The following is a 23,823-nucleotide window of genomic DNA, read 5'->3' on the forward strand; positions in this document are numbered from 1 at the left end:
TGATCGAGCATCATCCGATCATTTGACTCTTTACTTATGAGTCAGAGCGAGTCGCACGCCTAGCCCGATGAACGTGAAACCGATCATTCTATCTATCCACCTCCTGACACGCGGGCTACTGCTGACTGCTCGTGCGGCTTTGGCCGCTAACCACGCGACGGTAATATCGTTGATTAGCCCCAGGAAGACAAAAACTGCGCCGAGCACCAAAAACGCAGCAGTTTTGTCAGCGCTATCGGGTGTTACGAATTGTGGAAAAAATGCGACGTAAAAAAGTAAGACTTTGGGATTAAACGCATTCGTCAGGAAGCCACGAAACAAAAGTGTCCTGTTTTTTAAACGGGGTGTACTAGGGCTGATGTGACTTGGAGCCGCTTTTGCGAAGATCGTCCGCACCCCCAGATAAACAAGATACATGCCACCTAGGTATTTAATCGCGATGAACGCTGATGGGGAAGTAGCCAGCAGGGCCGTGAGCCCGACCGCACAAAAAATCGTATGCAAACATCCTCCCAAGGATACGCCCAAGGCCGACAAAATGCCGGCGCGCCTGCCATGCACCATGCTTTGGCCTGCAACGTAAGCGACGTCCGGGCCTGGCGTTGCATTGAGAGCGATTACTGCTAGTACAAACAACGGAAAGTGGACTATACCCAGCATGAAGGAATCCTTCCTCAGCGGTGATCAGCAACAATCTACCTGTTTTAAATCGATTTTCACTTTAGCCCTAAACGCTGGGATCAAGAAGATGTGTTTACCAGAAGGTAATCACGCGAGTGCTTTTTGACCGCCCCCCACCGGCTTTTTCAACAGAGTCGACCCGAGGCAGTTGTTCGCGAAGGACTGCGCACAGCTAGTTGCTGCCGCATGAGCGGATGCTCGCCCAAGCTCCGCAAGGCGTATTCCCGGGCCGCTTACGGTCTACTGCGAATATGCTAGCCGTCATCGTACCCCTCCAAGGTTCTACATATCTGCCAGATGAAGAGTCAATCGGCGTTGGCCTTGAGCCAGCCTGATAAAGTAAAGTCGATAGCTGCCTATTCCTTTCGGAAGCGTCGAGCCCTGCAGACCGCAGAGTTCAGCTAATGGGATGGCTGCGGAGCTCTACGGCCTGCTTACGCAACGGCTGCACCTTCTCCAATTGCGTTGCCGCCCTCACGAAAACCGTCAACCACGCTTTGTGACAGGCCTTTGATTCCTTCCATAAGACCATCAACCACGGCGGCAGGATTGTCTCTGACCGCATCGTCCTTGATTGCGACTAAATTTCAAACCGAACCGGCCGATACTAGCGGGCGGTCGGCCCAATTAGATGCCTATAGTGCAAAAAAGGTTCGAGGGTTTGTCCAGAGTTTCATCTCTCGATGCCATCCGGCCTCCGGTTGGTATTGTTAGTCAATCACTTCAAAAGCAAAGACTACGGTAGCCTCGCTGACTCGGCCAAAAGAAGATTTGCTCAAGCCAGTCGAGTGAAAGAGATCTATGACTCGCTGATTGAGCAAGGCGAACAATATGTCGCCGTTGTGGGGGACTTGAACGACACGCCAGGCAGCGACGCATTGAAGCCGCTCCTTGAAGATACGACGCTGAAGGATGCACTCACCCACCAACGTTTCGATGACGGCGGTTATCTTGGAAGATACGGCTCGTGCACAGCCGCCGACAAAATTGATTATTTATTGCTGTCGCCGGAGCTCTTTCTGAAGGTAAAAGCTGGTGGGGTTTACCGCAAGGGAATGTGGCCAGGTTCAAGACCGGTACGCTGGGAGACCTACCCGGAAATCATCAAGAAAGAAAATGCGGGGTCCGACCATGCTGCTGTGTGGGTAGATCTAGACATTTGAGCGCTTTGGAGCTAATCGCTGCTTTCGACCCGCCTTCGCAACCCCTACCGTTGCCTTCCCTTTCATAAACACGACACAATCTAGTTAAGCAGCCTGAACGACAGGCTGCTCAACACCCGGGGGTAGTAGTATTTCCAGGCGCCTCGTCGACAAGACTTACCGTATCTGGTACAGCACAGCAGCCCCCGGCTTGGGTTCGAAAGCCGGCACGGTGCGCTGCTCAAGTGGCATACCCTTGGCATCCCAAACTAAAGTGTCCGATGGGTACTCGTCCTTGCGGGTCATGGCGTCGATCTGCTTGACGATCACCTCCGAGCTTGCAGGCACTTCGGGGTTCCATTCAAATACGCCAACTCTGCCGTAGAACACAGCCGGCGCGTCGACATCGAGGCGCCGGTCGGGACACATGACCAGGCCGCGGTCAAGCATAACCCGCAACGCGCCGACAGGCACCGCCCTCACCGTGGGCGCGGTGCGCTCGGTGCTGTGGCCTGGGCAGACATTGGCCGAGCGAGTAACCATGTCCTCGACCACTTGACGATCGGATTGGGCCTGCGCCGAAAAGGCAACGGCGGACAGGGCGAGCACTACAAGATTTGACTTCCAGGGCACGCGAAATCTCCTATAGAAAACATACTCCAGCGTTGCGGACCGTCCCCCTGTAAAAACAGTACGTTGCCAGGGGGGCACACTTGAAGACTACCACGACATTAGTCTGCCCCACCTGCTGATACACACCATGGTGGTCACTTTAGAAAGCCACGCCATATCGTGTTCTATCGTGTGGGCCGGGTCGGTGATTAACCATTGGCAAGTACAACTTCACTTCCATGGCGTCATGAAGGAGATCTTACGTTCTCGATCACATCGTCCGTTAGCCCAGTCAGCATCGCTTCCGCGCGCCGCACGAGAAAGCAATGCGCAATGCCTGATATCCTTCCAACCAGGAATCCAAACCAGCGCTTCAAGGACGTCAATGAATCCGCAAAACATCGTGCGCTATTGGCACGCCGTCGAGCTACTGCAACCTCAGGCGGTCCCAAAGCTGAAGAAGCGCGACAGCGACTATCAGCCTTATTTCCAGGACATCCCCGCCTCCACCCAGATTCTGCCATGGATGCCAGGCAACTCCTTGAGCAGACAGCCCCTGCCCAACAAACGCGCATGGAGCCATACGCTCTATGCACATCTTTACGACAATCTGGATGTCTCCCGCCAGTTGGAGGCGCTCTATGGCGCAGACCAAGGCTACAAGGAGCCTCAACGTCGACAGTCGGCTCTGTTCGCATTGAAATTCAACGACCGGGGCATGATGGTGACCGACAGCCTGGTGTTGTCTAGCGAGGCGTGGTTTGTCGGCTGCGCCATCAACCATAAGGATTGGACTCGAGGCTTCGACGAAACCCAGGAGTTCCTTCGCGAACAGGCCAACAGCCTGCTTGGAGGTGTGGTCATGGCTGCCGACCTGGCAAGCATGACCGAGCTTATCCGCCAGGCCCTGGGGCTCGATACGTTGTTCGGCGACAAGCCGCGCATGCATCGCTTCCGCTCGGCGCCGATCAACCCGGACAAGCCCGAACATGAAGATGATCCGCTCAACAGTTTCCTGCTCAGCGACCTGGCCGATGTGGCCGATGCCCTCGCTCGCGGCAAGATCAGTGAACCGCTGGCCCGCTACCTTAGCCTGCACGATCCCAGTCAGCGGCTGCATCTAGACCAGTCCCGCGCGGACCTTGCGCTAATCGATCGCCTCGCCCCCTCGCGCTACGCCGTCGGCTGCTGGCCTGCCGAACGGCACCTGGGCCTCGTGCACTCCCAGCAACTGGCGGTCAACAGTCTGCTGCAGACGTTGGGCAACGACACCGGCGTGATGGGCGTCAACGGCCCGCCAGGTACAGGGAAGACAACCCTGTTGCGCGACCTGATTGCCGCCGTGGTGACGCAGCGAGCCGATGTGTTGGCTTCGCTGAGCAAGGCCTCGGAGGCCTTCGTCCAGAATGGCCGCGAATCTGCCAACGATGGCGGACGCGAGCGCTATGCTTACCAACTTGACCCGCGCCTGTTCGGCTTCGAGATGGTGGTGGCCTCTTCCAACAACGGTGCCGTCGAGAATGTAACTCTTGAGTTGCCCCAGCGCGACAAAATCGACCCGTCCTGGTTGCCCGATGCCGAATATTTCAGCGAGCTTGCCGAGCTAACCAGCGGCAGGCCTGCCTGGGGCCTGATCTCTGCAGCGTTGGGCAGCAAATCCAAGCGCACCCAGTTTGTCGAGCGCTTCTTCTATGGCAAACGTCCTTCTAAAGCGACGAAGTCAGAAAACGAGCCAGCGCCTCTAAACCTGGAACCTCTCGACAGCCAAGCCCCGGACGAAGACCTGTACACCGGTGAGCCTATGCTCGACAACCCGGAAGCGAACAACGAGCCGGCGCCCAAGGGCATGCGTGAGTGGCTGAACGAGCAGGCGCAGCAGATGAAGCTGCTCGCGCCTGCCGAAAAAGCCACCCTCTGGCGTGCCGCCGTCAAGCAGTACCAGGACGCCAAGGACGCCGAACAGGCGCTGCGTGCTCAGGTCAGCGACATCCTGGAACGGATCCAGGCCGTGATCAGTGCCAAGGCGCGGATCAGACAGAAGGAACAGGAGCGTCAGATACGCCTGACGCAACGCCGCAGCCTCGACGAGGAACAAACCACCCTTGAGATCCGGCAGCTAACGCCCGCCCGTGAGCAGCTGCAGCGTGAACTCCAAGCCCTCGAAGCGCACTTTGTACAAAAGCCCGGCCTGCTCGCCAACCTGTTTAGCCTATGGGGTGCTCATCGTAAGTGGTCCGTCCGGCAACGCCTGCTCGACAGCGCCCATGCCCTGGCCCGAGAGGCCTTCGACAGCGCCCAACGCCAACTGCAGCGACTCAGCGCCCAACTCAGCCAACTCAATCGACAACTGGCCACGGACGAACAGCAGATCAACGAAGCCATACGCCACGCCACCCTGCAAATCGACAAAGCTCGCAGCGTTGCCCAGGCCGGCCAGGCCGAACACCTGCTGATTTGGCTCACGCAAGGCCAGCTCGGCAGAGGCAGCGAGATCGAACTGCTCGAACCCTGGATCCTCGAAGGCTGGCGCCAGGCCAGGTCAAAAGTGTTCATCGAAGCGCTCAAGCTACATCGCACCTTCTTCCAGATCGAAGCCTCACGCCTGGGCAATAACTTGACCTTCATCACCAGCCTGCTGACCGGAAGCCGTTATCGTGGTGTGTCCCAAGCCGTGATGCGCTCGGCCTGGGCGTCGCTGTTCATGGTGGTGCCGGTGCTTAGTAGCACCTTTGCCTCATTCGCCCGCTCCTTCGGTAGCCTCGGTTGCGGCGAGATCGGCTGGCTGCTGGTGGACGAAGCCGGCCAGGCCACCCCGCAGGCTGCAGTGGGCGCGCTATGGCGCGCGCGCCGTGCCGTACTGGTCGGTGATCCGCTGCAATTGGAGCCCATCGTCACCGTCTCCGACGCTGTGCTTGAGCACATGCGCACCCGCTATCAGGTAGACGCCCACTGGCTGCCCAACCGTCAGTCCGCCCAAACCCTTGCCGACCATGCCACCCCTTGGGGCCGCATGGCCGGCCCACAAGGCCAAAAATGCTGGGTCGGCCTGCCGCTGGTAGTGCACCGGCGCTGCGACAAGCCGATGTTCGACCTGGCCAACCGCATCGCCTACGACGGCGCAATGGTCTATGGCACCATTGCCCCGTCCGCGGCCAAGGAGACCCCAGCCCGCCTACCCACCGGTTGGGTGCACGCAAGCGGTCGCTCTTCCGGCAATTGGGTCGACAACGAAGGGCACGCCCTCGAACATCTGCTCGGGTTGCTTGATGCCGATGGCGTACCACCCGACAGTATCGCCGTCATTACACCCTTTCAGGACGTACGCAACCAGCTCAAGGACCGTCTCCCCGAGAAGATCGTACGAGGCACCATCCACACCATGCAGGGCAAGGAAGCCGCAGTCATCATCCTCGTCTTGGGCGGTAACAGCGAAAACGCCGGCGCTCGCAATTGGGCAGTTTCTCAACCTAACCTCCTCAACGTCGCCGCCACCCGCGCCAAGCGCCGGCTGTATGTGATCGGTGATCGCAATGACTGGAAGCAGCGTAATCTCTTCTGCAACGTCATGGACCTGCTACCCGCCCATCCCCAGATGACTGCCGATACACCCGCATGACAAAAGGCCGCCTCGAGTATTCGAGGCGGCCTGACGATTCAAGAAGCCACTACTGCAGTTTGAAGGAGGTATCGAAACTGGCACATCTAACCTAGATTATTTCGTTTCTCTGTCTTTGCGACGAGGGAATAGGTCATCTGTACTATTGATATAGATAGCTCTCCGTAATCAAATGGATCTGAGGAGCGTGCTTCGCTGAATCAACGTTGTTTCAGTGTTAACCACCCCCCACCGCTTTACTTATTCAGATGCAGTTGACAAGCAAAAAAGTGGGATCCCTGCCACAGGAATGGCGGCTCGTTTTGACAACCGCTGCCCCTTCACCGGCTAGCCCGTAGAGCGACAGAGTGATAGAGGAAGTCTCCATGAGTAAAAAAACGAAGAAAACACGTTGGACCATTGGAACTGCTCTCGCCCTTTCAGTGGGGCTCGCGTTTAGCGGCACGGCAAGTGCCTTTACCTTTGAACACGGCTGGAGTTGCCAGAATAAGTGGTATCAAATGGGGCTTATCGAGCTGATTGCTTGTGGGGGTGGAGGCGATGGTTAATTCTTTTGGCTTTTTACTCGTGAATGCACATGTAACAAAATCCTTAGCCAACTAATAACCAGGGCGTTACACATAATATGCAACGCCCTATCAAAACCATAAGCATCTAAAACACTTCTCCACCTTCTGATTAAAAGCACACACTGAGTGCAACCTAGCAAGACCGATGGTGCTTATTGCAACTTTACTTAAAATTCCAATCCACTCAAGGAATGACTGTATGGTTTTTTATAAAGCACCACTACTCACACTCCTCTCTCTGCTTACACTTTCCTTATCGGGGTGCTCTACAATTGCACCTGAACGTTCCGCCGCAAGTGAACTTATGGGAAAAAACATTCAGGAGGCATAGAAAAAATTTGGCAAGCCTTCTTTAACCTTAACAGAGCACTCAGTAAGTTCAAGTCATGAGCTGTATGGACAAAAAATATACGTATTCGACAGCTATGGAACTAATTACGACCAGCAAACAGCTGTAGGCTCAATATATGGACACATCATCTGGACAGCCAATCAACGTGCAGCAGATTCAAACAAAAAATATTCAGGAGCGCTGCACCGTCTCATTCTGGGTTAAAAACGACAGCAGCGTAATAGATTATTATGAAGTGAAGGGGAACTGTGGGATATCTGGATCGGGACTAGGCAACACTGGAGCCCTTCATTATATGGGCATCAATTAAGAACATTAATTAGGGAGAATCCGCCGCCACCCAGTACGTCCCCTCGATGATGACGTAGGGTTCGCTAAACGCGCTTTGTTCTTCTCGTACGGGCTCGATTGCCAGAACAGCTATATTCCAGAAATGTGGGACTTTTTCTGAGGTGGCTGCAGTCTACCTCCTCTCCCGTTGCAGTTGCCCTGGGTCACCCTGCGGCAACTTTGCCCCGTTCGCTGGTCTGAAAAATGTTCCTAAGAAAGATTCGGATCGCCCCCCGGGCATCGGGTGTGCGAAACCTCACGGACGGCCTCCTTTTAACGACGCTCCGCTTTCCAGATCAGCAATCAAAAAATCCCTGAACGCAGAAACCGCCGCCGGTAAATTGCGGCCCGCCATGCTTTGCAGTTCTATACGTCGTGCCTGCATGCCTTCATCGAGGATCGGCACGCATTGCAGGGCCTTGTCCGCTACCTGTTTTTGCAAGGTCATTTCGCTGGCCAGGCTGATAACGCCTTCTTCGCGGACGAAGCTATAGAGCGCGGCCACATAATTGGTGGTCAACACCGGGTCGAACAACAACCCCTGTACACCGCAACAGATGTCGAACAGCTGCCGTATCGTGGTGTCAGCCTTGGGTAACGCAATGGGCCAGGGCTGCAGCTCAGCGAGGCTGACCGCTTCGCGCCCGGCCAGGGGATGGGAATTGGCGACCACGGCAAAAATCGCCCCGCTCATGACATGTTCGACCTTGATTTCACTTTGCGGCGTCAGGCTGAAGGTCATCGCCAGATCGGCTTCGCCGGAACGCACCTTTTCGGTCGCTTCGGCCGGCGCACAGACCTCCAATGTGAAATGAATACCCTGATACTCACGCCTGAATGCGCTGATGCTCCGGGGCATGTACTCCAGTGCAAACCCTTCCGAGCAGGCAACATGCACATGGCCCCGCTGCAAGCCGTGCAGCTCGGTGATCTCAAGCACTACCTGCTCGGCCTCAAGCTGCGACTTGCGCGCATAAGCCGCCAGTCGCGCCCCCGCCTCGCTGAGCACCATGCCTCGGGCACGGCGCTCGAACAGGCTGGCGTCCAGAGCCAACTCGAGCTTGGCAATTTGTCGGCTCACCGCTGAGGCTGCGACGTTCAAGCGCACCGAGGCTTCGCTGATCGATCCGCATCGCGCCACTTCCAGAAAATAACGCAGTGCCGTGGACTGCACACCATACAGCTGCATCGGCGCCTCCAGGGAATTGCCTTTTCGGCAACGCAAGTATCGAAATATTATTCTTGTGGCATTGATAGCCTTTCCCTACATTCGTGTATATACCAAAAAACATGACCTGACCGCTTCATCCTCCTTTGCGCATTTGCGATTCGCTGCCCTTTGATTCAACCACTCTCGCCAACGGAGACGACGGCATGGGCATCAAAGGTTTCGCCTGCAGCATTGCGCTGGCAGGCCTCATCAGCAGTTTTCCGGCGCATGCCGGTAAAGCCAACGACACCCTGGTTTACGCTTCCGACAGCGAGCCTGAAAACATCAGTCCCTATCACAACGATTTGCGCGAAGGGGTGATTCTCGGCCGGCTGATCTGGGACAACCTGATCTACCGCGATCCCAACAGCGGCGAATACAAACCCATGTTGGCTACCCGCTGGACACAGGTTGACGACACCACCCTCGACTTCGAGCTGCGCAAAGGCGTCAAATTTCACAACGGCGACGCCTTCACCGCCGACGACGTGGTGTTCACCCTCAACTACGTGGTATCGCCTGAAGCGAAAGTCGTTACCGTGCAAAACGTAGACTGGATCAAGAGCGCCGAAAAAACCGGTGACTACAGCGTCCGCCTGCATTTGAAGAAACCTTTCCCTCCGGCATTGGAATACCTGTCCAACGCCGTTCCGATGTTTCCCAAGCAGTACTTCGAGAAAGTCGGCCTGGCTGAGTTCAGCCGCAAGCCAGTGGGTACCGGGCCGTATAAAGCCGTGTCGGTGGTGGCTGGCGAAGGCGTGACCATGGAGATCAACAAGGACTACTTTCCGGACAGCCCACAAGGCAAGCCGCATATCGGCCACCTGAAGTTCCGGGTGATCCCGGATGCGGAAACCCGCCTGGCAGAGTTGATGACCGATGGTGTCGACTGGACGTGGCGTGTGACCCCGGATCAGGCAGTCGACCTCAAAGGTATGCCGAACCTGACCGTGACCAGCGGCGAAACCATGCGCATCGGTTTCCTGATTCTCGATGCTCGGGGCACCTCCACTGAAAACTCGCCGATGAAGCACCTCAAGGTACGCCAGGCCATCAACCATGCGATCAACCGCAATGCGCTGGCCACGCAATTGGTGGGTGGCGAAGCCAAGCCTTTGCAGGTGGCCTGTTATCCAGGCCAATTCGGTTGCGATACCACCGCGGCCACGGTCTACAACTACGACCCGGCCAAGGCCAAGGCGCTGCTCGCCGAGGCCGGCTACCCCAATGGCTTCGAGACAGAAATCTTCGCTTATCGCGACCGGGATTACGTCGAAGCCATCATTGGCAACCTGCGGGCCGTGGGCATCAACGCCAAACTGCGCTACTTGAAGTACGCCGCCCTGCGCGATCAGCAACGTGGCGGCAAGGTGCCCATGTCGTTTCAGGCCTGGGGCTCGTTCTCGATCCTCGACACCTCGGCGTCGGCCGGCACCTGGTTCAAGGGCAACCCGGACGACAACATCAAGGACCCGCAAGTCCAGGGCTGGTTGCAGACCGCTGACAACGCCCTCGACCCGCAATTGCGCAAAGACAACTACCGCATGGCGTTGCAGCGCATCAGCGAACAGGCGTACTGGGCACCGCTGTTCAACTACTCGATGAACTACGCCTACACCGCCGATCTGGCGTTCACGCCGTATCCGGATGAGCTGCCGCGTTTCGTTCAGTCCAGCTGGAAGTAATCCGCCACCGAGCGGATTGATCGAGGTGCCGTGGCGCGCGAACTGACCCGCACCACGGACACGTCCTCACACCTGTCATCCATTGGATATGAGGAAACTTGCCATGCTTGGATTCCTTCTGCGCCGTCTGGGCATCGCCATTTGCGTTGCCATTACCGTGTCGGTGATCAGCTTTTCTCTGTTGCACTTGTCCGGCGACCTGGCCACGGCCATTGGCGGACCTGAAGCCACCAGCGAGCAGATCGAACAGATCCGCGTGCAGTACGGTTTGAACAAACCACTACCGACCCAGTACTTCAACTGGCTGGGCGACTTGTTGCGGCTGGACCTGGGCAACTCGTTTTTCTTTCAGGAGTCGGTCTACAACCTCGTCGCCAGCCGCTTGCCGATTACCCTCGGGTTAGGCGCCATGGCGCTGGCTATCGCCTTGCTGGTAGCGATTCCACTGGGCGTGCTGGCCGCGGTCAAACGCGACACCTGGATTGACCGATTGGCCTTGAGCATCGCCGTGCTGGGTCAGGCAATGCCAAGTTTCTGGTTTGCGCTGATGCTGATTGTAGTGTTCGCGGTGACGCTCAAGTGGCTGCCGGTGTCCGGCAACTCGACGATGCTGCACTTCGTCATGCCGGCCATTGCCTTGGGTTATTACGCGACGCCGGCAATTATGCGTCTGACCCGTGCCGGCATGCTCGATGTGCTCAGTTCCGATTACATCCGCACCGCCCGCGCCAAGGGCCTGCGCCCTGCCCGCGTGTTGTTCAAGCATGCGCTGCGCAACGCCTTGATTCCGGTCGTCGCACTGGCGGCGGTGGAGTTTGGCTTCATGCTCGGCGGTTCGGTAGTGATCGAAACCGTGTTCTCCCTGCAAGGTATCGGACAGCTCGCCTGGGACGCCATCGCCCGTGACGACTTTCCTGTCGTACAGGCCGTGGTCCTGCTCATCGCGGTGATCTACATCATCCTCACCTTGCTGGCCGATGTGCTCAACGCACTGCTCGACCCGCGCATTCGCGTGCGCTAGGAGGCTTACATGAGCACCCCCACTACCCTCGCGATCAATGACTACCTGCCACCCCCCAGCAGCCTGAGCCGCGTACTTGGCAAGAGCTTTCGCCATCGTGGCTTCGCCATCGGCACGGTGTTGTTGCTGATCATCTTCACGGGTGCACTGTTCGCGCCGTGGCTGGCACCTTATGACCCGTATGCGCAAGACGTGATGCTGCGTATGAAACCGCCGGTATGGATGGCCAACGGCACCTGGGAATACGTCCTGGGCACCGACAAGCTGGGCCGTGACTACCTGTCACGACTGCTCTACGGCGCACGTATCTCACTGTTCATCGGCATTGCCGCGGCGCTTATTTCCGGCTTTATCGGCACCGTCATGGGGCTATTGGCGGGTTACTACGGCGGCAAGGTCGATGCGTTTATCAGCTACCTGATCACCACCCGGCTGGCGATGCCGGTCGTGATGGTCGCACTGGCCTCGGCCTCGCTGATGGGCGGCTCGCTGAAAGTGGTGATTGTGCTGCTCGGCTGCCTGCTCTGGGATCGCTTCGCGGTGGTGGTCAGGGCTTCGGTGCAACAGATTCGCGATGCTGAATATGTGGCTTCGGCCCAGGCGCTGGGCTGTTCGACCCTGCGCATTCTGGTCAGTGAAATCCTGCCCAATCTGGTCGGCGCATTGATCGTCGTCGCGACGCTGGAAATGGCACACGCGATCCTGCTGGAGTCGGCACTGTCGTTCCTCGGGGTGGGTGTGCAGCCGCCAACGCCGTCCTGGGGCTTGATGATCGCCGAAGGCAAACCCTACATGTTCTTTTCCCCGTGGGTCATCGCCATTCCCGGCGTCGCCCTGATGATTCTGGTGCTGGGCATCAACCTGGTCGGCGATGGCCTGCGCGATCTGATCCTGCCCGACGGCCGTAGCTGATAGACAGCCGTAACTGATAGATGCCGTAACTATAGAAGGTACCGAACATGGCACTACTCCATGTAGAAAACCTGCGCGTGGATATCCCCATGGGCAACCGCCCGACGCCGGATGACATGCTGCATGCGGTGCGCGGTCTGACCTTTGAAGTCGAGCGCGGTGAAATGTTGTGCATCGTCGGCGAATCCGGCTGCGGTAAATCCTTGACGTCGCTGGCGCTGATGGACCTGTTGCCACGCAAGGCCAAGCGCACGGCGTCGCGGCTGATGCTGGACGGCATCGACATGATCGGCCAGAGCGAACGGCACATGTGCGACCTGCGCGGCAACCGCCTGGCGATGATCTTCCAGGAACCGATGACCTCGCTGAATCCGGCCTACAGCATTGGCGATCAACTCAGCGAAGTGCTGACCCGGCATCGCAAGGTGTCGCGCAAGGAAGCCCTGTTGCGCGCCGGGCAGATGCTGGAGAAAGTCGGCATCAGCAATGCCACCGAGCGCTTGCGCCAGTACCCGCATCAACTGTCTGGCGGTTTGCGCCAGCGGGTGATCATTGCCATGGCGCTGATGTGCGAACCGGACCTGATCATCGCCGATGAGCCCACCACTGCATTGGACGTGACCATTCAAGCGCAGATCCTGCACCTGATTCGCGACATTCAGAAAGAGCTCGGCCTGGCGGTGATCTTCATCACCCACGACCTGGGACTGGTGGCGCGAATCGCCGATCGGGTCGCCGTGATGTACGCCGGGGAAATCGTCGAAACCGCCCCTGCCTTGCAGCTGTTCGAGAACCCGCAGCATCCGTACACACGTGGTCTGCTGGCCAGTATCCCGATCCCGGGCCAGACCAAACCGGGGGCGGCGCTGGGTTCGATTCCAGGTCTGGTGCCAAGCCTGGTAGGCGAACAGCAAGGGTGTGCGTTCCGCAATCGTTGCGGTCAGGCGATACCGGCCTGCGCGCAAGACATCCCCGAAGTCGAGCAGGACGGACACATGGCGCGCTGTCTGTTCGCCGCACCAGCCCCGGCACCGATTCGCCTTCAGGAGCGTGCACGGTCATGAAAAAAGACATCGCTTTGGAGCTGTGCGACATCCGTCGCGAGTTTCGGATCAACCAGGGCTTTTTCAAACCCGCCGCCACCCTGAAGGCCGTGGATGGCGTTTCCCTGCGGCTGATGCGGGGCGAGACCCTCGGCCTGGTGGGTGAGTCCGGTTGCGGAAAAAGTACCCTGGCAAAGCTGCTGCTCGGCCTGTTGCCGCCTACCAGCGGCGATGTGCTGGTCAATGGTAAACATCTGGCGGCGACGGATCGCAAGACAATGTCCCGGCACATCCAGCCGATATTCCAGGACCCGTATTCTTCGCTGAACCCACGCAAGACGCTGCGCGAAATCATTACCCTGCCGCTGATCGTGCATGACATCGGCAGCCCCGCCGAGCGGCGCAAGAAGACCGAAACGATGCTCGATGTGGTCGGTCTGCCCAAGCGGGTGATCGACAGCTACCCGAGCCAGTTGTCCGGCGGACAACGCCAGCGCGTCTCGATCGCACGCGCGCTGATCATGCGCCCCGATGTGTTGATCTGCGACGAGCCCACCTCGGCACTGGATGTGTCGGTGCAGGCGCAGATCCTCAACCTGCTGCAAGACCTCAAGCGCGAATTCGGCCTGACCTATCTGCTGATCAGCCACAACCTCGCGGTCATCGAACACCTCGCCGACCGGGTCGCGGTGATGTACCTGGGGCGCATCGTCGAAGAACGTACGCGCGAAGCGTTGTTTGCCGAACCCGGCCACCCTTATACCCGCGCCTTGCTGGACTCGGTGCTCACCCCCGATCCGCGTCTGGGCATTCCCGACATCGGCCTGCACGGCACCTTTCCCAATCCGATGTCACCGCCGTCCGGTTGCGCGTTTCACCCGCGCTGCCCGAGCTGCTTCGCACCCTGCAAAACGGCCTACCCGGCCAATGATTCCATTATCGGCGGCAACGTGCGTTGCCACCTTCACGACAGTCCCGCCCAAACACTGGAGCTTGTCCACTCATGAGTCGTTCATTGGCCATCAGCAACACCACCGCGCAATTCGACAACGGCGCTTTTTTAAACCTGCTCGAACGCAGCGTCGCCTTGCACACCGAAAGCCAGGCATCGGACAGCCAGCCCGAGTTGTATCGCTACCTCAATGACTTCATCACCCCGCATGTCGAGGCAATGGGCTTCAGCGTCAAGATCTATGACAACCCGGTGGCAGAGCGTGGCCCCTTCATGATCGCCACACGCATCGAACATCCGGAACTGCCGACCGTACTCAGCTACGGCCATGGTGATGTGGTGCGCGGCTATGAAGCGCAATGGCGTGAAGGCCTGTCCCCGTGGCAAGTCACTGTCGAAGGTGATCGCTGGTACGGCCGCGGCACGGCGGACAACAAAGGCCAGCACTTGATCAACCTGACCGCGCTGGAGCAAACGCTCAAGGCTCGCGACGGCAAGCTGGGTTTTAACGTCAAGCTGCTGCTGGAAATGGGCGAAGAAGAAGGCTCGCCGGGCTTGAACGCGTTCTGTGCCGCCCACAGCGAAGAGCTTGCGGCAGATATCTTCATCGCCTCGGACGGCCCGCGCCTGGCGGCATCACGACCGACGATTTTTCTCGGCTCACGCGGGGTGTTCAATTTCGAGCTGGTGGTCAATTTGCGCGAAGGCGCCCATCACTCTGGCAACTGGGGCGGCTTGCTGGCCAACCCAGGCATCATTCTGGCCAATGCCATCGCCAGCATGGTCGATGAACAGGGCCGGGTGAAAGTGGCAGGCCTACAGCCCGAGTCACTGCCGGAACCGGTTCGCCGGGCACTGGCTGATATTGATGTGGGCGGCGGCCCGGGCGATCCGGAAATCGACGCCAACTGGGGTAACCCACAGCTCTCGCTGAGCGAAAAGGTGTTCGGCTGGAACACCCTCGACGTCATCGCCTTCAAGACCGGCAACCCGGATGCCCCCGTGCATGCGATCCCTGGTAGAGCCAATGCCCACTGCCATATCCGCTTCGTAGTGAACAGCGACTACACGACCTTTATCCCGGCGGTTCGTGCCCACCTGGATGCCCATGGCTTCAGCAATGTCGAGGTCAAGCAAAGTCGCATCGATGTGATGCATGCCACTCGGCTGGACCCGCAAAGCCCGTGGGTCAATTGGGCGCTCAGCTCGTTGACACAGACCACCGGTAAAAAACCTGCGCTGCTGCCAAACCTTGGGGGCTCGCTGCCCAACGACGTCTTCGCCGACGTGCTTGGCCTGCCGACCTTGTGGGTACCGCACTCGTACCCGGCCTGCTCGCAACATGCGCCGAATGAGCACTTGTTGGCGCCGGTGGTCAAGGAAAGCCTGCAAATCATGGCCGGTCTGTTCTGGGACCTGGGCAACGATGCGGCACGCCTGACTCAGGAGCACCAGTTGCGGGAGCAGGCGCAATGAGCGACTCGCCACAACAGGCGCTGGACTGGCTTGCCGGCCAGCGCCACGCCATGGAGTCGCTGCTACAACGTATCGTTGACACCGACTCCAACAGCTATGACAAGGCGGGCGTCGACGCGGTGGGCGCGCTGCTCGCGACGGAACTGGAAGCCGACGGCATCCTGCTCAAGCGCATGCCGGTCGATGATTTTGGCGACGTGCTACTCGCAGAGGTGCCAGGCGCATCTGGAAAGCCGGTGCTGTTGCTGGGCCATCGCGACACGGTGTTTCCCAAAGGCACCACCTCGACGCGCGGCTACAGCCGCGCTGCCAACCTCGCCTATGGCCCCGGCGTCGCCGACATGAAAGGCGGCCTGGTGCTCAATTGCTTCGCGCTCAGGGCACTCAAGCGCGCCGGTCAGTTGCCCTACCCGGTGCAGGTCCTGTACACCGGCGACGAAGAAATCGGCTCCGGCAGCGCCAGGACCCATATCGAAAAAGCCGCCCGTGGCGCCCGTGCCGTGCTCAATACCGAACCCGGCCGGGCCAGCGGCAACGTGGTCAGCGCACGCAAAGGCGGCGCCACGCTGATCATCGAAGTCAGCGGCCGCGCGGCGCATGCCGGGGTCAACCATGCCGACGGCGCCAGTGCCATCGAAGCCCTGGCACGCAAGATCGTCAAGCTCCATGCCTTGACCGATTACACAGCAGGCATCACGACCAATGTCGGCCTGATAGCCGGTGGCACCTCCAGCAACACCGTCGCGCCCAGCGCCTCTGCCCGGCTGGATGTGCGCTTCATCGAACTCAAGCACTGGGATCAACTCTTTACCGAAATTCAGGCCATCGTCGCAGAGGAAGAACTGGCAGGCACCCGCGCCATCCTCAAGGAAGCGACAACCTTTCTACCAATGGAAGCCTGTCACAGCGAACGGCTGCTGCAAATCTACCAACAAGAAGCGCTGGCGCTGGGTTTCAGCGTCGAAGGTGAGTTCACCGGCGGTTGTGCCGACTCCGGATTCACAGCAAGCCTGGGCATTGCGACCCTGTGTGGCCTCGGGCCAGTGGGTGGCAAAGTCCATACCGACCGTGAATATCTGGAACTGGACACGCTGGTGCCTCGCGCTCTGGCGTTGGTGGCGACCATTCTGGCGGTCGGTGATAACTGTTGATTGCCCGGTTTCAAGCGTCCCAAGGGGCCACCGCGTCAACATCAATCGCGTAGCGTTCAATGGCCTCGGCACATACATTGGCATCGAGGCGCGCAGTGTTCACCAATGCAGTCAATGCACTCAGGACAATCTGGTGGCGGTCCACTTCGAAGAACCTGCGCAGCTGACTGCGGGTATCGCTGCGGCCAAATCCATCGGTGCCGAGTACCGTGTAGTGGGCGTCGAGATAACTGGCGATCAACTGCGGCAGGGCGCGAACGTAGTCGGTGCAGGCAATGATCGGCGCCGAGTCGTTGAGCGACACCTGGACATGACTGCGGCGCGAAGGTTGTCCAGGATGCAGTCGATTCCAGCGCTCCACTTCGCGCGCATCACGAGCCAACTCGGTGAAGCTGGTCACGCTCCAGACCTGGCTGTCGACACCCCAATCGCTGGCCAGCAACTCGGCGGCGCCAATCACTTCGCGCAGGATGGCGCCGGAGCCCAGCAACTGCACACGTCCACGCGCACCCTCGACTTCATGCCCGGCGAACCGATACATGCCCTTGATAATCGCCTGTTCGACGCCGTCAGGAAGGCTGGGCTGCGGGTAGTTCTCGTTCATCAAGGTGACGTAATAAAACTCGTCCACCTGACGCTCCAGCATCTGGCGCATGCCGTGATCCAGGATCACCGCGAACTCGCAGGCGAATGCCGGATCGTAAGCCCGGCAATTGGGGACCATCGCCGCCATCAGATGACTGTTGCCGTCCTGGTGCTGCAGACCTTCACCGCCCAATGTCGTGCGGCCGGCGGTGGCCCCGAGCAGAAAACCGCGAGCCCGTTGATCCGCTGCGGCCCAGATCAGGTCGCCGATGCGCTGGAAACCGAACATCGAGTAATAGATGTAGAACGGCAGCATCGGCAAGCCATGCACCGAATAGCTGGTCGCTGCTGCAACCCAGGAACTGATCGCCCCTGCCTCGCTGATGCCCTCTTCGAGAATTTGGCCGTCCAGCGCTTCTCGATAGCTCAGGATCGAGCCGATGTCTTCCGGCTCATATCGCTGCCCCACGCTGGAGTAAATGCCGATCTGCTTGAACAGGCTGGCCATGCCGAACGTACGCGCTTCATCCGCCACGATCGGCACGATGCGCGGGCCCAGTTGTTTGTCCCGCAGCAAACCACTGAGCATTCGCACGAACGCCATGGTGGTAGACATCTCCTTGCCATCCGCGGCAATGGCAAACGTGCCATAGCTGCTGACGTCAGGCACCGCCAATGATTCGGCGGTCGAAGGACGCGATGGCATGTACCCGCCCAATGCACGGCGACGCTCATGCAGATAGCGCATTTCAGCACTGTTTTCAGCGGGCTTGAAGAAGCTCAACGAGGCGGCCTGCTCATCGGTCAGCGGCAGGTTGAAACGTTTGCGGAACGCGATCAGCGCCTCCTTGTCGAGCTTCTTCTGCTGGTGCACGGTCATCTTGCCCTGTCCGGCATCGCCCATGCCGAAGCCTTTCTTGGTCTGCGCCAGAATCACAGTGGGCTTGTTGCCTTCGCGCAGTGCGCTTTGATAGGCGGCGAAGATCTTCACCATGTCGTGACCGCCCCGTTTCAGACGATCGATCTGCTCATCCGTCAGGCCGTGTACCAGATGGGCCAATGCCTCGTTCTGGCCAAAGAAATGTTCCCGGTTGAAGCGCCCGTCTTTGGCCGCGAACGTCTGGAACTGCCCATCGACAGTACTGGACAGCGCCTTTACTAGCGCGCCATCTGTATCGCGCGCAAACAAACTGTCCCAGTCGGAACCCCAGACCAGTTTGATGACGTTCCAGCCTGCCCCACCAAACAACGCCTCCAACTCGTCAATGATGCGTCCATTGCCACGAACCGGCCCGTCCAGCCGTTGCAGGTTGCAATTGACCACCCAGACCAGATTATCCAGCCCTTCCCGGGTGGCCATCGTCAGCGCCGACATGCTTTCCGGCTCATCCATTTCGCCGTCGCCAAACACGCCCCAGACGGTTCGACCCGTGGTGTCTTGCAGGCCCCGGTGCTCCAGGTAACGCATGAAACGCGCCTGGTAGATCGAACTGATTGGACCAATGCCCATGGAGCCCGTCGGAAACTGCCAGAAATCCGGCATTAGCCAAGGATGCGGGTAACTCGACAACCCTCGGGCGCCCTTGGCGCATGCGCCGATCTCTTGCCGATAATGCATTAGGTCCTTTTCTTCCAGGCGGCCCTCGAGGAACGCCCGGGCATAGACCCCTGGCGCCGAATGCGGTTGATAGAACACCAGATCGCCACCGTTGCTGTCGGTCCGCGCTTTGAAAAAATGATTGAAGCCCACTTCGAACAAGTCCGCCGCGCTGGCATAACTGGCGATATGTCCGCCCAATTCGCCATAAGCGTGGTTGGCCCTGGCAACCATCGCCAACGCGTTCCAGCGCATGATCGAGGCCAGCCGTTCTTCGATGGCCAGGTCCCCTGGAAATACCGGCTGGCGCTCGACACCGATGGTATTGATGTAGGGCGTGCCATGGCTGGGCCGCCAATCGATGTCCGAGGCGCTTGCCACAGTCATCAGCATGTCGAGGATCTGCTTGGCCTGAACCGCGCCGCTATGGGCGATAACCGACAGCAAGGCGTCCCGCCATTCAGCAATTTCTTGAGCATCTTCGGTGGCCTGGCCCGGCCATTGGGCGTGAATATCGGACAGGTCGTTCATGGGCATATCCTGCAAATGTCGGGTAACGTTTCAAGGCGTGAATAGCTCAATCGGGCGAGTTTCTTGACCTGCTCTACCGCTTCAATCACGGAGCGCTCGGCCCAGCTGCCTTGCCCTATCTGGTAGATGCACGGATTGCCAATGGAAAGATCATTTAACAGAGACTCTTCCAGTTCACCGCAAACGAGAAAGCTGTAATCACACCCCGCGACGTGTACTTCAACGCACCTTTGCGCCCCCCTGCCTGAAGGCTCAACCTGTACCAGCGCGATATTGTCAAAACAGCTGAACCCGTGATGCATCAGGTCAATATGATCACTGTCCATTGCGGACACGATGACCACGATGCGCGTACAGCTCGAAGGCTCACGCATCCACTTCAGGGTTTTAGAACGACAGTCGGCAGATCGGCTCATGGATGTGGCCTTTCTATTTGGAGAATAAATTCAGGCGAGAATGGCGATGACATCTGCTAGCTGAAACAACGTTCCTGCAACCCGCTTTTCACCAGTGTCCGGGTCACCGATAAAATCTCTTCCACCTGTTTATCGATCGCTGCCTGGGAGGCTGCGTCTCCCAGCTTGAGGACACGCAGTGGGTGTCCGCAGACTGATCCCAGCCAGGTCAGACGGGGTATCGGGGTGTCTTCGATATCCAGTAAAAAACAACCTTTGGAGATACCGTGCAGCAGTTGGCTGGCCCGACAGGTGCTAGCCGGCACCGGCTCTATCGAGTGGGCCCCAAACTGCAGCCAGTCGAGCATGAATGCCTTGGATTGCTGGACCACCAGATAGGCAACCTGGTCCCAGTCGTCGATCGCCATGTGCAACGAGTCAATCATGTACTTGGGCAACGCTGCGCTGGTCACGATGACAACGCCGGTATCCGCCAGGGGTTCTTTCACCCAGATTGCAGACTGCGATAACGCATGCATGATGGTACTCCCGGTGTGATTCCTGAGCCTGGCTGACGCAATTCCCCGTGGGGAGCTTGCTCGCTCCCACAGGGGCTCCCACAGATGACTCCAAAAGCAGCGCCACACTTAGCCGTTACGAAACAGGAAGCTGTAAGCGTTCAGCGCCGGCACCCCGCCCAGGTGCGCGTAAAGCACTTTCGAGCCTTCGGGGAATTCACCACGACGCACCATTTCAATCATGCCGTGCATCGATTTTCCTTCGTACACCGGATCGGTCAGCACGCCTTCAAGGCTGCCGCACAGACGGATGGCCTCCAAGGTGCCTTCGTTGGGCAAGCCATATTCCGGGTAGGCGAAACGCGTATCAAGCACCACATCCTCCTCGGTAATCTCGCGTCCCAGGTCCACCAGCTCAGCGGTGTGGCGGGCGATGCGCAGGATCTGTGCCTTGGTCTGTTCCGGCTTGGCCGAAGCATCAATGCCAATCACATTTTTTGAACGACCGTCAGCCGCGAAACCGACCACCATGCCCGCCTGCGTACTGCCGGTCACCGAGCAGACCACGATGTAGTCAAACTTGAAGCCCAGTTCTTTTTCCTGCTGCCGCACTTCTTCGGCAAAGCCGACAAAACCGAGGCCGCCATAAGGGTGCTCGGAACAACCCGCCGGAATCGGAAACGGTTTGCCGCCCTGCTCCACGACATCGCTCATGGCCTTTTCCCAACTTGGCCGAATGCCGATATCGAAGCCAGCTGCATCAAGCCGCACGTCAGCGCCCATGATTCGCGACATCTCGATGTTGCCTACCCGGTCATACACCGCATCGGAATAGTTCACCCAGTTTTCCTGCACCAACACGCACTTCATGCCCAAGTGGGCAGCGACTGCGGCAACCTGGCGGGTCTGGTTCGACTGAATGCCACCGATGGAGACCAGCGTATCGCAGCCTTGCTCGAGCGCTTCGGGAATGAGGTATTCGAGCTTGCGTGTCTTGTTCCCACCAAAGGCCAGGCCACTGTTGCAGTCTTCACGTTTGGCATACAGCTCGACCTTGCCCCCCAGATGTTTACTCAGGCGCTTCAAGGGCGTGATGGGCGAAGGACCGAAGGTCAATGGATAACGTTCAAAACGATTCAGGTTCATGACTCTGCTCCTTGATATTGGATATCCAAGCGCCAGACCGAAAGGAAAAAGGGCCGCATTGAAGGCTCTTTCAGGAGGGCTTCGATGAGTTCAATATTAAGAAGAATCGGAAAAATATGTGTTGCAAGTTTTTATCGCTTGGCGAAACATAATTTCCATCAGATGGCACTTAACATACTTTTAATGTGTAGAAATCAATATGAAAGCAACAAATACTCACAAGAAGCCGGGCGTTTCAGCCCCAATGCCGCAGCCACTGGATCGAACCGACCGCGCCATTCTCAAGGCCCTGCAACGAGATGCCTCCATCTCCAATGTCACGCTTGCAGAGAAGGTGAAATTGAGTGCCCCTGCTTGCCTAAGGCGTGTCGAACGGCTCAAGCAGGCCGGCCTGATCAAGAACATCGTCGCACTGCTGGACAATGAAGCGCTGGATGCGGGGATGGTGGTACTGATCGGCGTAGTGCTGGACCGCTCCACACCGGAATCCTTCGCCGCATTCGAGGCAGCCGCCCAAAAAGTGTCCGGCTGCATGGAGTGCCATGTGGTGACGGGAGAGTTCGACTACTTCATGTTGCTGCGCACGAAGGACAGCAACAGCTTCAACCGGCTCCATGCGGAGCAATTGCTTTACTTGCCCGGGGTTCGCCAGATTCGCTCGTTCATGGGGTTGCGCCAGGTCTTGTCGACAACGCACATCCCACTTTGAGGCGCAAGCCCCGGCGGGTCGGTCTGCGCGTAACAGGCGGTTTGGGGATTGCAACCACATCAAGGTCCGAAGCTGGGTTGTGTTCCAGCCCCTCGATATTCACCAGCGCATAGCGGAACAATTGGTTGAACCAAGTCCGGCATTTTTCGGCGGTCGTTAAGGCCTTGCGCTGTTCGATCCTGCTCAGTAAATCCAGCAGATCGTGACGATTGATATCGTAGATGGACCGCCCACCCAGTAGGGGCAGGACGTCTTTACTGAAGATCCTCAAGATCTGCGAGAGCGTGCTCTGGCGCCCTTCCTTCAGGCTTAGCCTGCGGAACTCCACCCACTGATTGAACACGGCCTCGAAGGTGTGCTCCTTCGCAGCATGAACAGCAAGTCGCTGTTGTTTACGATGCTCATAGGGGTTGATGCCCTGGGCAACCAAGGCGCGCGCATCGTCACGTCGTGTACGTGCTTCTTTGAGGGAGATTTGTGGGTAACAACCCAAGGACATGCGCTTCTGCTTGCCAGCCCAGTAATAACGGAAGAGCCAGACTTTTCCGCCTCTGGCCGTCACATTGAGTGTGAGACCATCGCTGTCGCCGAGGGTGTAGTCATTACCGGTGATTCGGGCATGCCGAACTGTCATTTCTGAGAGTGCCATCGCGAGCTCCTGAACAGAGTCAGGGCCAGATGCTCATCTCGCTACACAATCTGCTCCAGCATCAAACCGATTCGGTACGCGTCAGGATTCTGGACTCAATCCTGGACTTAAACGCACCGGATAGTGCTGGATTTCAGTGGTTCCCGCTGGAACGAAAAAAGGGCCTAAAGGCCCTTATTTCAATCACTTACAGAATTCAGTGGAACTCTGTAGCGCAATATTTGGAGCGGGAAACGAGACTCGAACTCGCGACCCCGACCTTGGCAAGGTCGTGCTCTACCAACTGAGCTATTCCCGCGTCTTGGTGTGGCGCATTCTATAGAATCCAAACACGCCGTCAACCCTTTGATTCAAAAAAGTTTATTTCGGATCAACGTCAGTCCGCAGGTGCGGCCAGGCGGCGCGCAGGTATTGGACCATCGACCATAGCGTCAGCCCAGCGGACACCAGCAGCAAGGCATAACCCAACAGCACCCAAAAACTGAAATCCGAGGGGTTGGCCAGCAGAATCACCAGGGCCAGCATCTGCGCGGCGGTTTTCCATTTTCCGAGGTTCGACACGGCTACCTGGGCGCGGGCGCCCAGCTCGGCCATCCACTCACGCAGCGCCGATACGACAATTTCTCGCCCGATGATCACCGCCGCCGGCAGGGTCAGCCAGAGGTTGCCGTGTTCCTGCACCAGCAGCACCAGGGCCACCGCGACCATCAGTTTGTCGGCCACTGGGTCTAGGAACGCGCCGAACGGCGTGCTTTGCTCCAGGCGGCGAGCCAGGTAGCCGTCGAGCCAGTCCGTCGCGGCTGCGAAGGCAAAGACCGAGGCGGAGGCCACGTAGCTCCAGTGGTACGGCAAATAGAACAGCAATATGAAGATCGGGATGAGCAGGACGCGTAGAACGGTAATCAGGTTTGGGATATTCATCGGCACAACTGGCTACGAGG

Annotated in this window: 19 protein-coding genes, 1 tRNA gene and 2 pseudogenes; 11 read left to right on the plus strand and 11 right to left on the minus strand. The window is 58.3% G+C overall.

Features of this window, described 5'->3' with window-relative positions:
- Positions 1-30: 30 nt before the first annotated feature.
- Positions 31-660: a LysE family translocator gene (locus tag J3P81_RS14715; RefSeq protein WP_434559441.1), complete on the minus strand. Its 630-nt coding sequence runs from the start codon at positions 658-660 to the stop codon at positions 31-33.
- Between the two features lie 704 nt (positions 661-1,364).
- On the opposite strand from J3P81_RS14715, the gene J3P81_RS14720 reads away from it, so the two are divergent.
- On the plus strand, positions 1,365-1,844 hold the full coding sequence (locus J3P81_RS14720; protein WP_434559443.1) for an endonuclease/exonuclease/phosphatase family protein: 480 nt from the start codon (positions 1,365-1,367) through the stop codon (positions 1,842-1,844).
- Positions 1,845-2,000: 156 nt separating this feature from the next.
- Here J3P81_RS14720 and J3P81_RS14725 read toward each other — a convergent pair whose 3' ends face one another.
- Positions 2,001-2,456, minus strand: a complete 456-nt coding sequence (locus J3P81_RS14725; protein WP_434559445.1) for a hypothetical protein — start codon at positions 2,454-2,456, stop codon at positions 2,001-2,003.
- A gap of 364 nt (positions 2,457-2,820) precedes the next feature.
- Here J3P81_RS14725 and J3P81_RS14730 point away from each other — a divergent pair, with 364 nt between their 5' ends.
- Complete coding sequence (locus J3P81_RS14730) at positions 2,821-6,051, plus strand: AAA domain-containing protein (protein WP_434559447.1); 3,231 nt, start codon at positions 2,821-2,823, stop codon at positions 6,049-6,051.
- 365 nt (positions 6,052-6,416) lie between these two features.
- Positions 6,417-6,599 carry a hypothetical protein gene (locus J3P81_RS14735; protein ID WP_434559449.1) on the plus strand — a complete coding sequence of 61 codons (183 nt, stop codon included), beginning with the start codon at positions 6,417-6,419 and terminating at the stop codon, positions 6,597-6,599.
- 698 nt (positions 6,600-7,297) lie between these two features.
- On the opposite strand, the pseudogene J3P81_RS14740 reads toward J3P81_RS14735, so the two are convergent.
- Both J3P81_RS14740 and J3P81_RS14745 read right to left on the minus strand, forming a co-directional pair.
- A pseudogene (locus J3P81_RS14740) lies at positions 7,298-7,402 on the minus strand (restriction endonuclease); the annotation flags it as partial.
- 156 nt (positions 7,403-7,558) lie between these two features.
- Positions 7,559-8,491 carry a LysR substrate-binding domain-containing protein gene (locus tag J3P81_RS14745; protein ID WP_434559451.1) on the minus strand — a complete coding sequence of 311 codons (933 nt, stop codon included), beginning with the start codon at positions 8,489-8,491 and terminating at the stop codon, positions 7,559-7,561.
- A gap of 185 nt (positions 8,492-8,676) precedes the next feature.
- On the opposite strand from J3P81_RS14745, the gene J3P81_RS14750 reads away from it, so the two are divergent.
- The 7 genes from J3P81_RS14750 to J3P81_RS14780 all read left to right on the plus strand — a co-directional run bounded on the left by J3P81_RS14750 (position 8,677) and on the right by J3P81_RS14780 (position 16,752).
- On the plus strand, positions 8,677-10,197 hold the full coding sequence (locus J3P81_RS14750) for an ABC transporter substrate-binding protein (protein ID WP_434559453.1): 1,521 nt from the start codon (positions 8,677-8,679) through the stop codon (positions 10,195-10,197).
- A gap of 103 nt (positions 10,198-10,300) precedes the next feature.
- On the plus strand, positions 10,301-11,218 hold the full coding sequence (locus J3P81_RS14755) for an ABC transporter permease (protein ID WP_434559455.1): 918 nt from the start codon (positions 10,301-10,303) through the stop codon (positions 11,216-11,218).
- Between the two features lie 9 nt (positions 11,219-11,227).
- Positions 11,228-12,130 (plus strand): ABC transporter permease, encoded by a 903-nt coding sequence (locus J3P81_RS14760; RefSeq protein WP_214509212.1) that lies wholly within the window; start codon positions 11,228-11,230, stop codon positions 12,128-12,130.
- A gap of 47 nt (positions 12,131-12,177) precedes the next feature.
- Positions 12,178-13,194, plus strand: a complete 1,017-nt coding sequence (locus J3P81_RS14765; protein WP_434559457.1) for an ABC transporter ATP-binding protein — start codon at positions 12,178-12,180, stop codon at positions 13,192-13,194.
- Complete coding sequence (locus J3P81_RS14770) at positions 13,191-14,180, plus strand: ABC transporter ATP-binding protein (protein WP_434559459.1); 990 nt, start codon at positions 13,191-13,193, stop codon at positions 14,178-14,180. Before J3P81_RS14765 ends, J3P81_RS14770 begins: the two co-directional genes overlap by 4 nt.
- Positions 14,177-15,601 carry a M20 family metallopeptidase gene (locus J3P81_RS14775; RefSeq protein ID WP_434559461.1) on the plus strand — a complete coding sequence of 475 codons (1,425 nt, stop codon included), beginning with the start codon at positions 14,177-14,179 and terminating at the stop codon, positions 15,599-15,601. The genes J3P81_RS14770 and J3P81_RS14775 overlap by 4 nt, the downstream gene beginning before the upstream one ends.
- Positions 15,598-16,752 carry a M20 family metallopeptidase gene (locus J3P81_RS14780; RefSeq protein WP_434559463.1) on the plus strand — a complete coding sequence of 385 codons (1,155 nt, stop codon included), beginning with the start codon at positions 15,598-15,600 and terminating at the stop codon, positions 16,750-16,752. Before J3P81_RS14775 ends, J3P81_RS14780 begins: the two co-directional genes overlap by 4 nt.
- Before the next feature lie 10 nt (positions 16,753-16,762).
- Here the strand turns inward: J3P81_RS14780 and mdeB are convergent, their stop codons facing one another.
- The 4 genes from mdeB to J3P81_RS14800 all read right to left on the minus strand — a co-directional run bounded on the left by mdeB (position 16,763) and on the right by J3P81_RS14800 (position 21,524).
- Positions 16,763-19,471: an alpha-ketoglutarate dehydrogenase gene (gene mdeB / locus J3P81_RS14785; RefSeq protein ID WP_434559465.1), complete on the minus strand. Its 2,709-nt coding sequence runs from the start codon at positions 19,469-19,471 to the stop codon at positions 16,763-16,765.
- Positions 19,462-19,881: a hypothetical protein gene (locus J3P81_RS14790; protein WP_434559467.1), complete on the minus strand. Its 420-nt coding sequence runs from the start codon at positions 19,879-19,881 to the stop codon at positions 19,462-19,464. The genes mdeB and J3P81_RS14790 overlap by 10 nt, the downstream gene beginning before the upstream one ends.
- 56 nt (positions 19,882-19,937) lie before the next feature.
- Positions 19,938-20,399 (minus strand): transketolase, encoded by a 462-nt coding sequence (locus J3P81_RS14795; RefSeq protein ID WP_434559469.1) that lies wholly within the window; start codon positions 20,397-20,399, stop codon positions 19,938-19,940.
- Between the two features lie 108 nt (positions 20,400-20,507).
- On the minus strand, positions 20,508-21,524 hold the full coding sequence (locus tag J3P81_RS14800; protein ID WP_434559471.1) for a 1-aminocyclopropane-1-carboxylate deaminase: 1,017 nt from the start codon (positions 21,522-21,524) through the stop codon (positions 20,508-20,510).
- Positions 21,525-21,723: 199 nt separating this feature from the next.
- Here J3P81_RS14800 and J3P81_RS14805 point away from each other — a divergent pair, with 199 nt between their 5' ends.
- Complete coding sequence (locus tag J3P81_RS14805; protein ID WP_434559473.1) at positions 21,724-22,233, plus strand: Lrp/AsnC family transcriptional regulator; 510 nt, start codon at positions 21,724-21,726, stop codon at positions 22,231-22,233.
- 10 nt (positions 22,234-22,243) lie between these two features.
- On the opposite strand, the pseudogene J3P81_RS14810 reads toward J3P81_RS14805, so the two are convergent.
- From J3P81_RS14810 to pgsA, 3 genes and pseudogenes are all read right to left on the minus strand, one after another.
- Positions 22,244-22,882 (minus strand): annotated as a pseudogene (locus J3P81_RS14810) (tyrosine-type recombinase/integrase); the annotation flags it as partial.
- 222 nt (positions 22,883-23,104) lie between these two features.
- Positions 23,105-23,180: transfer RNA gene (locus J3P81_RS14815), tRNA-Gly, on the minus strand.
- Positions 23,181-23,242: 62 nt separating this feature from the next.
- Entirely contained in the window at positions 23,243-23,803 is a 561-nt protein-coding gene (pgsA, locus tag J3P81_RS14820; RefSeq protein ID WP_030141409.1) for a CDP-diacylglycerol--glycerol-3-phosphate 3-phosphatidyltransferase, read from the minus strand.
- Between the last annotated feature and the right edge of the window lie 20 nt (positions 23,804-23,823).

It is taken from the genome of Pseudomonas sp. R1-6 (assembly GCF_051132115.1).
Lineage (GTDB): Bacteria > Pseudomonadota > Gammaproteobacteria > Pseudomonadales > Pseudomonadaceae > Aquipseudomonas.

Bases quoted from the DNA above. Each gene is read 5' to 3' on its own strand.
- J3P81_RS14715 (WP_434559441.1), bottom strand. From the start codon at position 660: ATGCTGGGTATAGTCCACTTTCCGTTGTTTGTACTAGCAGTAATCGCT.
- J3P81_RS14720 (WP_434559443.1), top strand. From the start codon at position 1,365: ATGCCATCCGGCCTCCGGTTGGTATTGTTAGTCAATCACTTCAAAAGC.
- J3P81_RS14730 (WP_434559447.1), top strand. From the start codon at position 2,821: ATGAATCCGCAAAACATCGTGCGCTATTGGCACGCCGTCGAGCTACTG.
- J3P81_RS14735 (WP_434559449.1), top strand. From the start codon at position 6,417: ATGAGTAAAAAAACGAAGAAAACACGTTGGACCATTGGAACTGCTCTC.
- J3P81_RS14745 (WP_434559451.1), bottom strand. From the start codon at position 8,491: ATGCAGCTGTATGGTGTGCAGTCCACGGCACTGCGTTATTTTCTGGAA.
- J3P81_RS14750 (WP_434559453.1), top strand. From the start codon at position 8,677: ATGGGCATCAAAGGTTTCGCCTGCAGCATTGCGCTGGCAGGCCTCATC.
- J3P81_RS14755 (WP_434559455.1), top strand. From the start codon at position 10,301: ATGCTTGGATTCCTTCTGCGCCGTCTGGGCATCGCCATTTGCGTTGCC.
- J3P81_RS14760 (WP_214509212.1), top strand. From the start codon at position 11,228: ATGAGCACCCCCACTACCCTCGCGATCAATGACTACCTGCCACCCCCC.
- J3P81_RS14765 (WP_434559457.1), top strand. From the start codon at position 12,178: ATGGCACTACTCCATGTAGAAAACCTGCGCGTGGATATCCCCATGGGC.
- J3P81_RS14770 (WP_434559459.1), top strand. From the start codon at position 13,191: ATGAAAAAAGACATCGCTTTGGAGCTGTGCGACATCCGTCGCGAGTTT.
- J3P81_RS14775 (WP_434559461.1), top strand. From the start codon at position 14,177: ATGAGTCGTTCATTGGCCATCAGCAACACCACCGCGCAATTCGACAAC.
- J3P81_RS14780 (WP_434559463.1), top strand. From the start codon at position 15,598: ATGAGCGACTCGCCACAACAGGCGCTGGACTGGCTTGCCGGCCAGCGC.
- mdeB (WP_434559465.1), bottom strand. From the start codon at position 19,471: ATGCCCATGAACGACCTGTCCGATATTCACGCCCAATGGCCGGGCCAG.
- J3P81_RS14790 (WP_434559467.1), bottom strand. From the start codon at position 19,881: ATGAGCCGATCTGCCGACTGTCGTTCTAAAACCCTGAAGTGGATGCGT.
- J3P81_RS14795 (WP_434559469.1), bottom strand. From the start codon at position 20,399: ATGCATGCGTTATCGCAGTCTGCAATCTGGGTGAAAGAACCCCTGGCG.
- J3P81_RS14800 (WP_434559471.1), bottom strand. From the start codon at position 21,524: ATGAACCTGAATCGTTTTGAACGTTATCCATTGACCTTCGGTCCTTCG.
- J3P81_RS14805 (WP_434559473.1), top strand. From the start codon at position 21,724: ATGAAAGCAACAAATACTCACAAGAAGCCGGGCGTTTCAGCCCCAATG.
- pgsA (WP_030141409.1), bottom strand. From the start codon at position 23,803: ATGAATATCCCAAACCTGATTACCGTTCTACGCGTCCTGCTCATCCCG.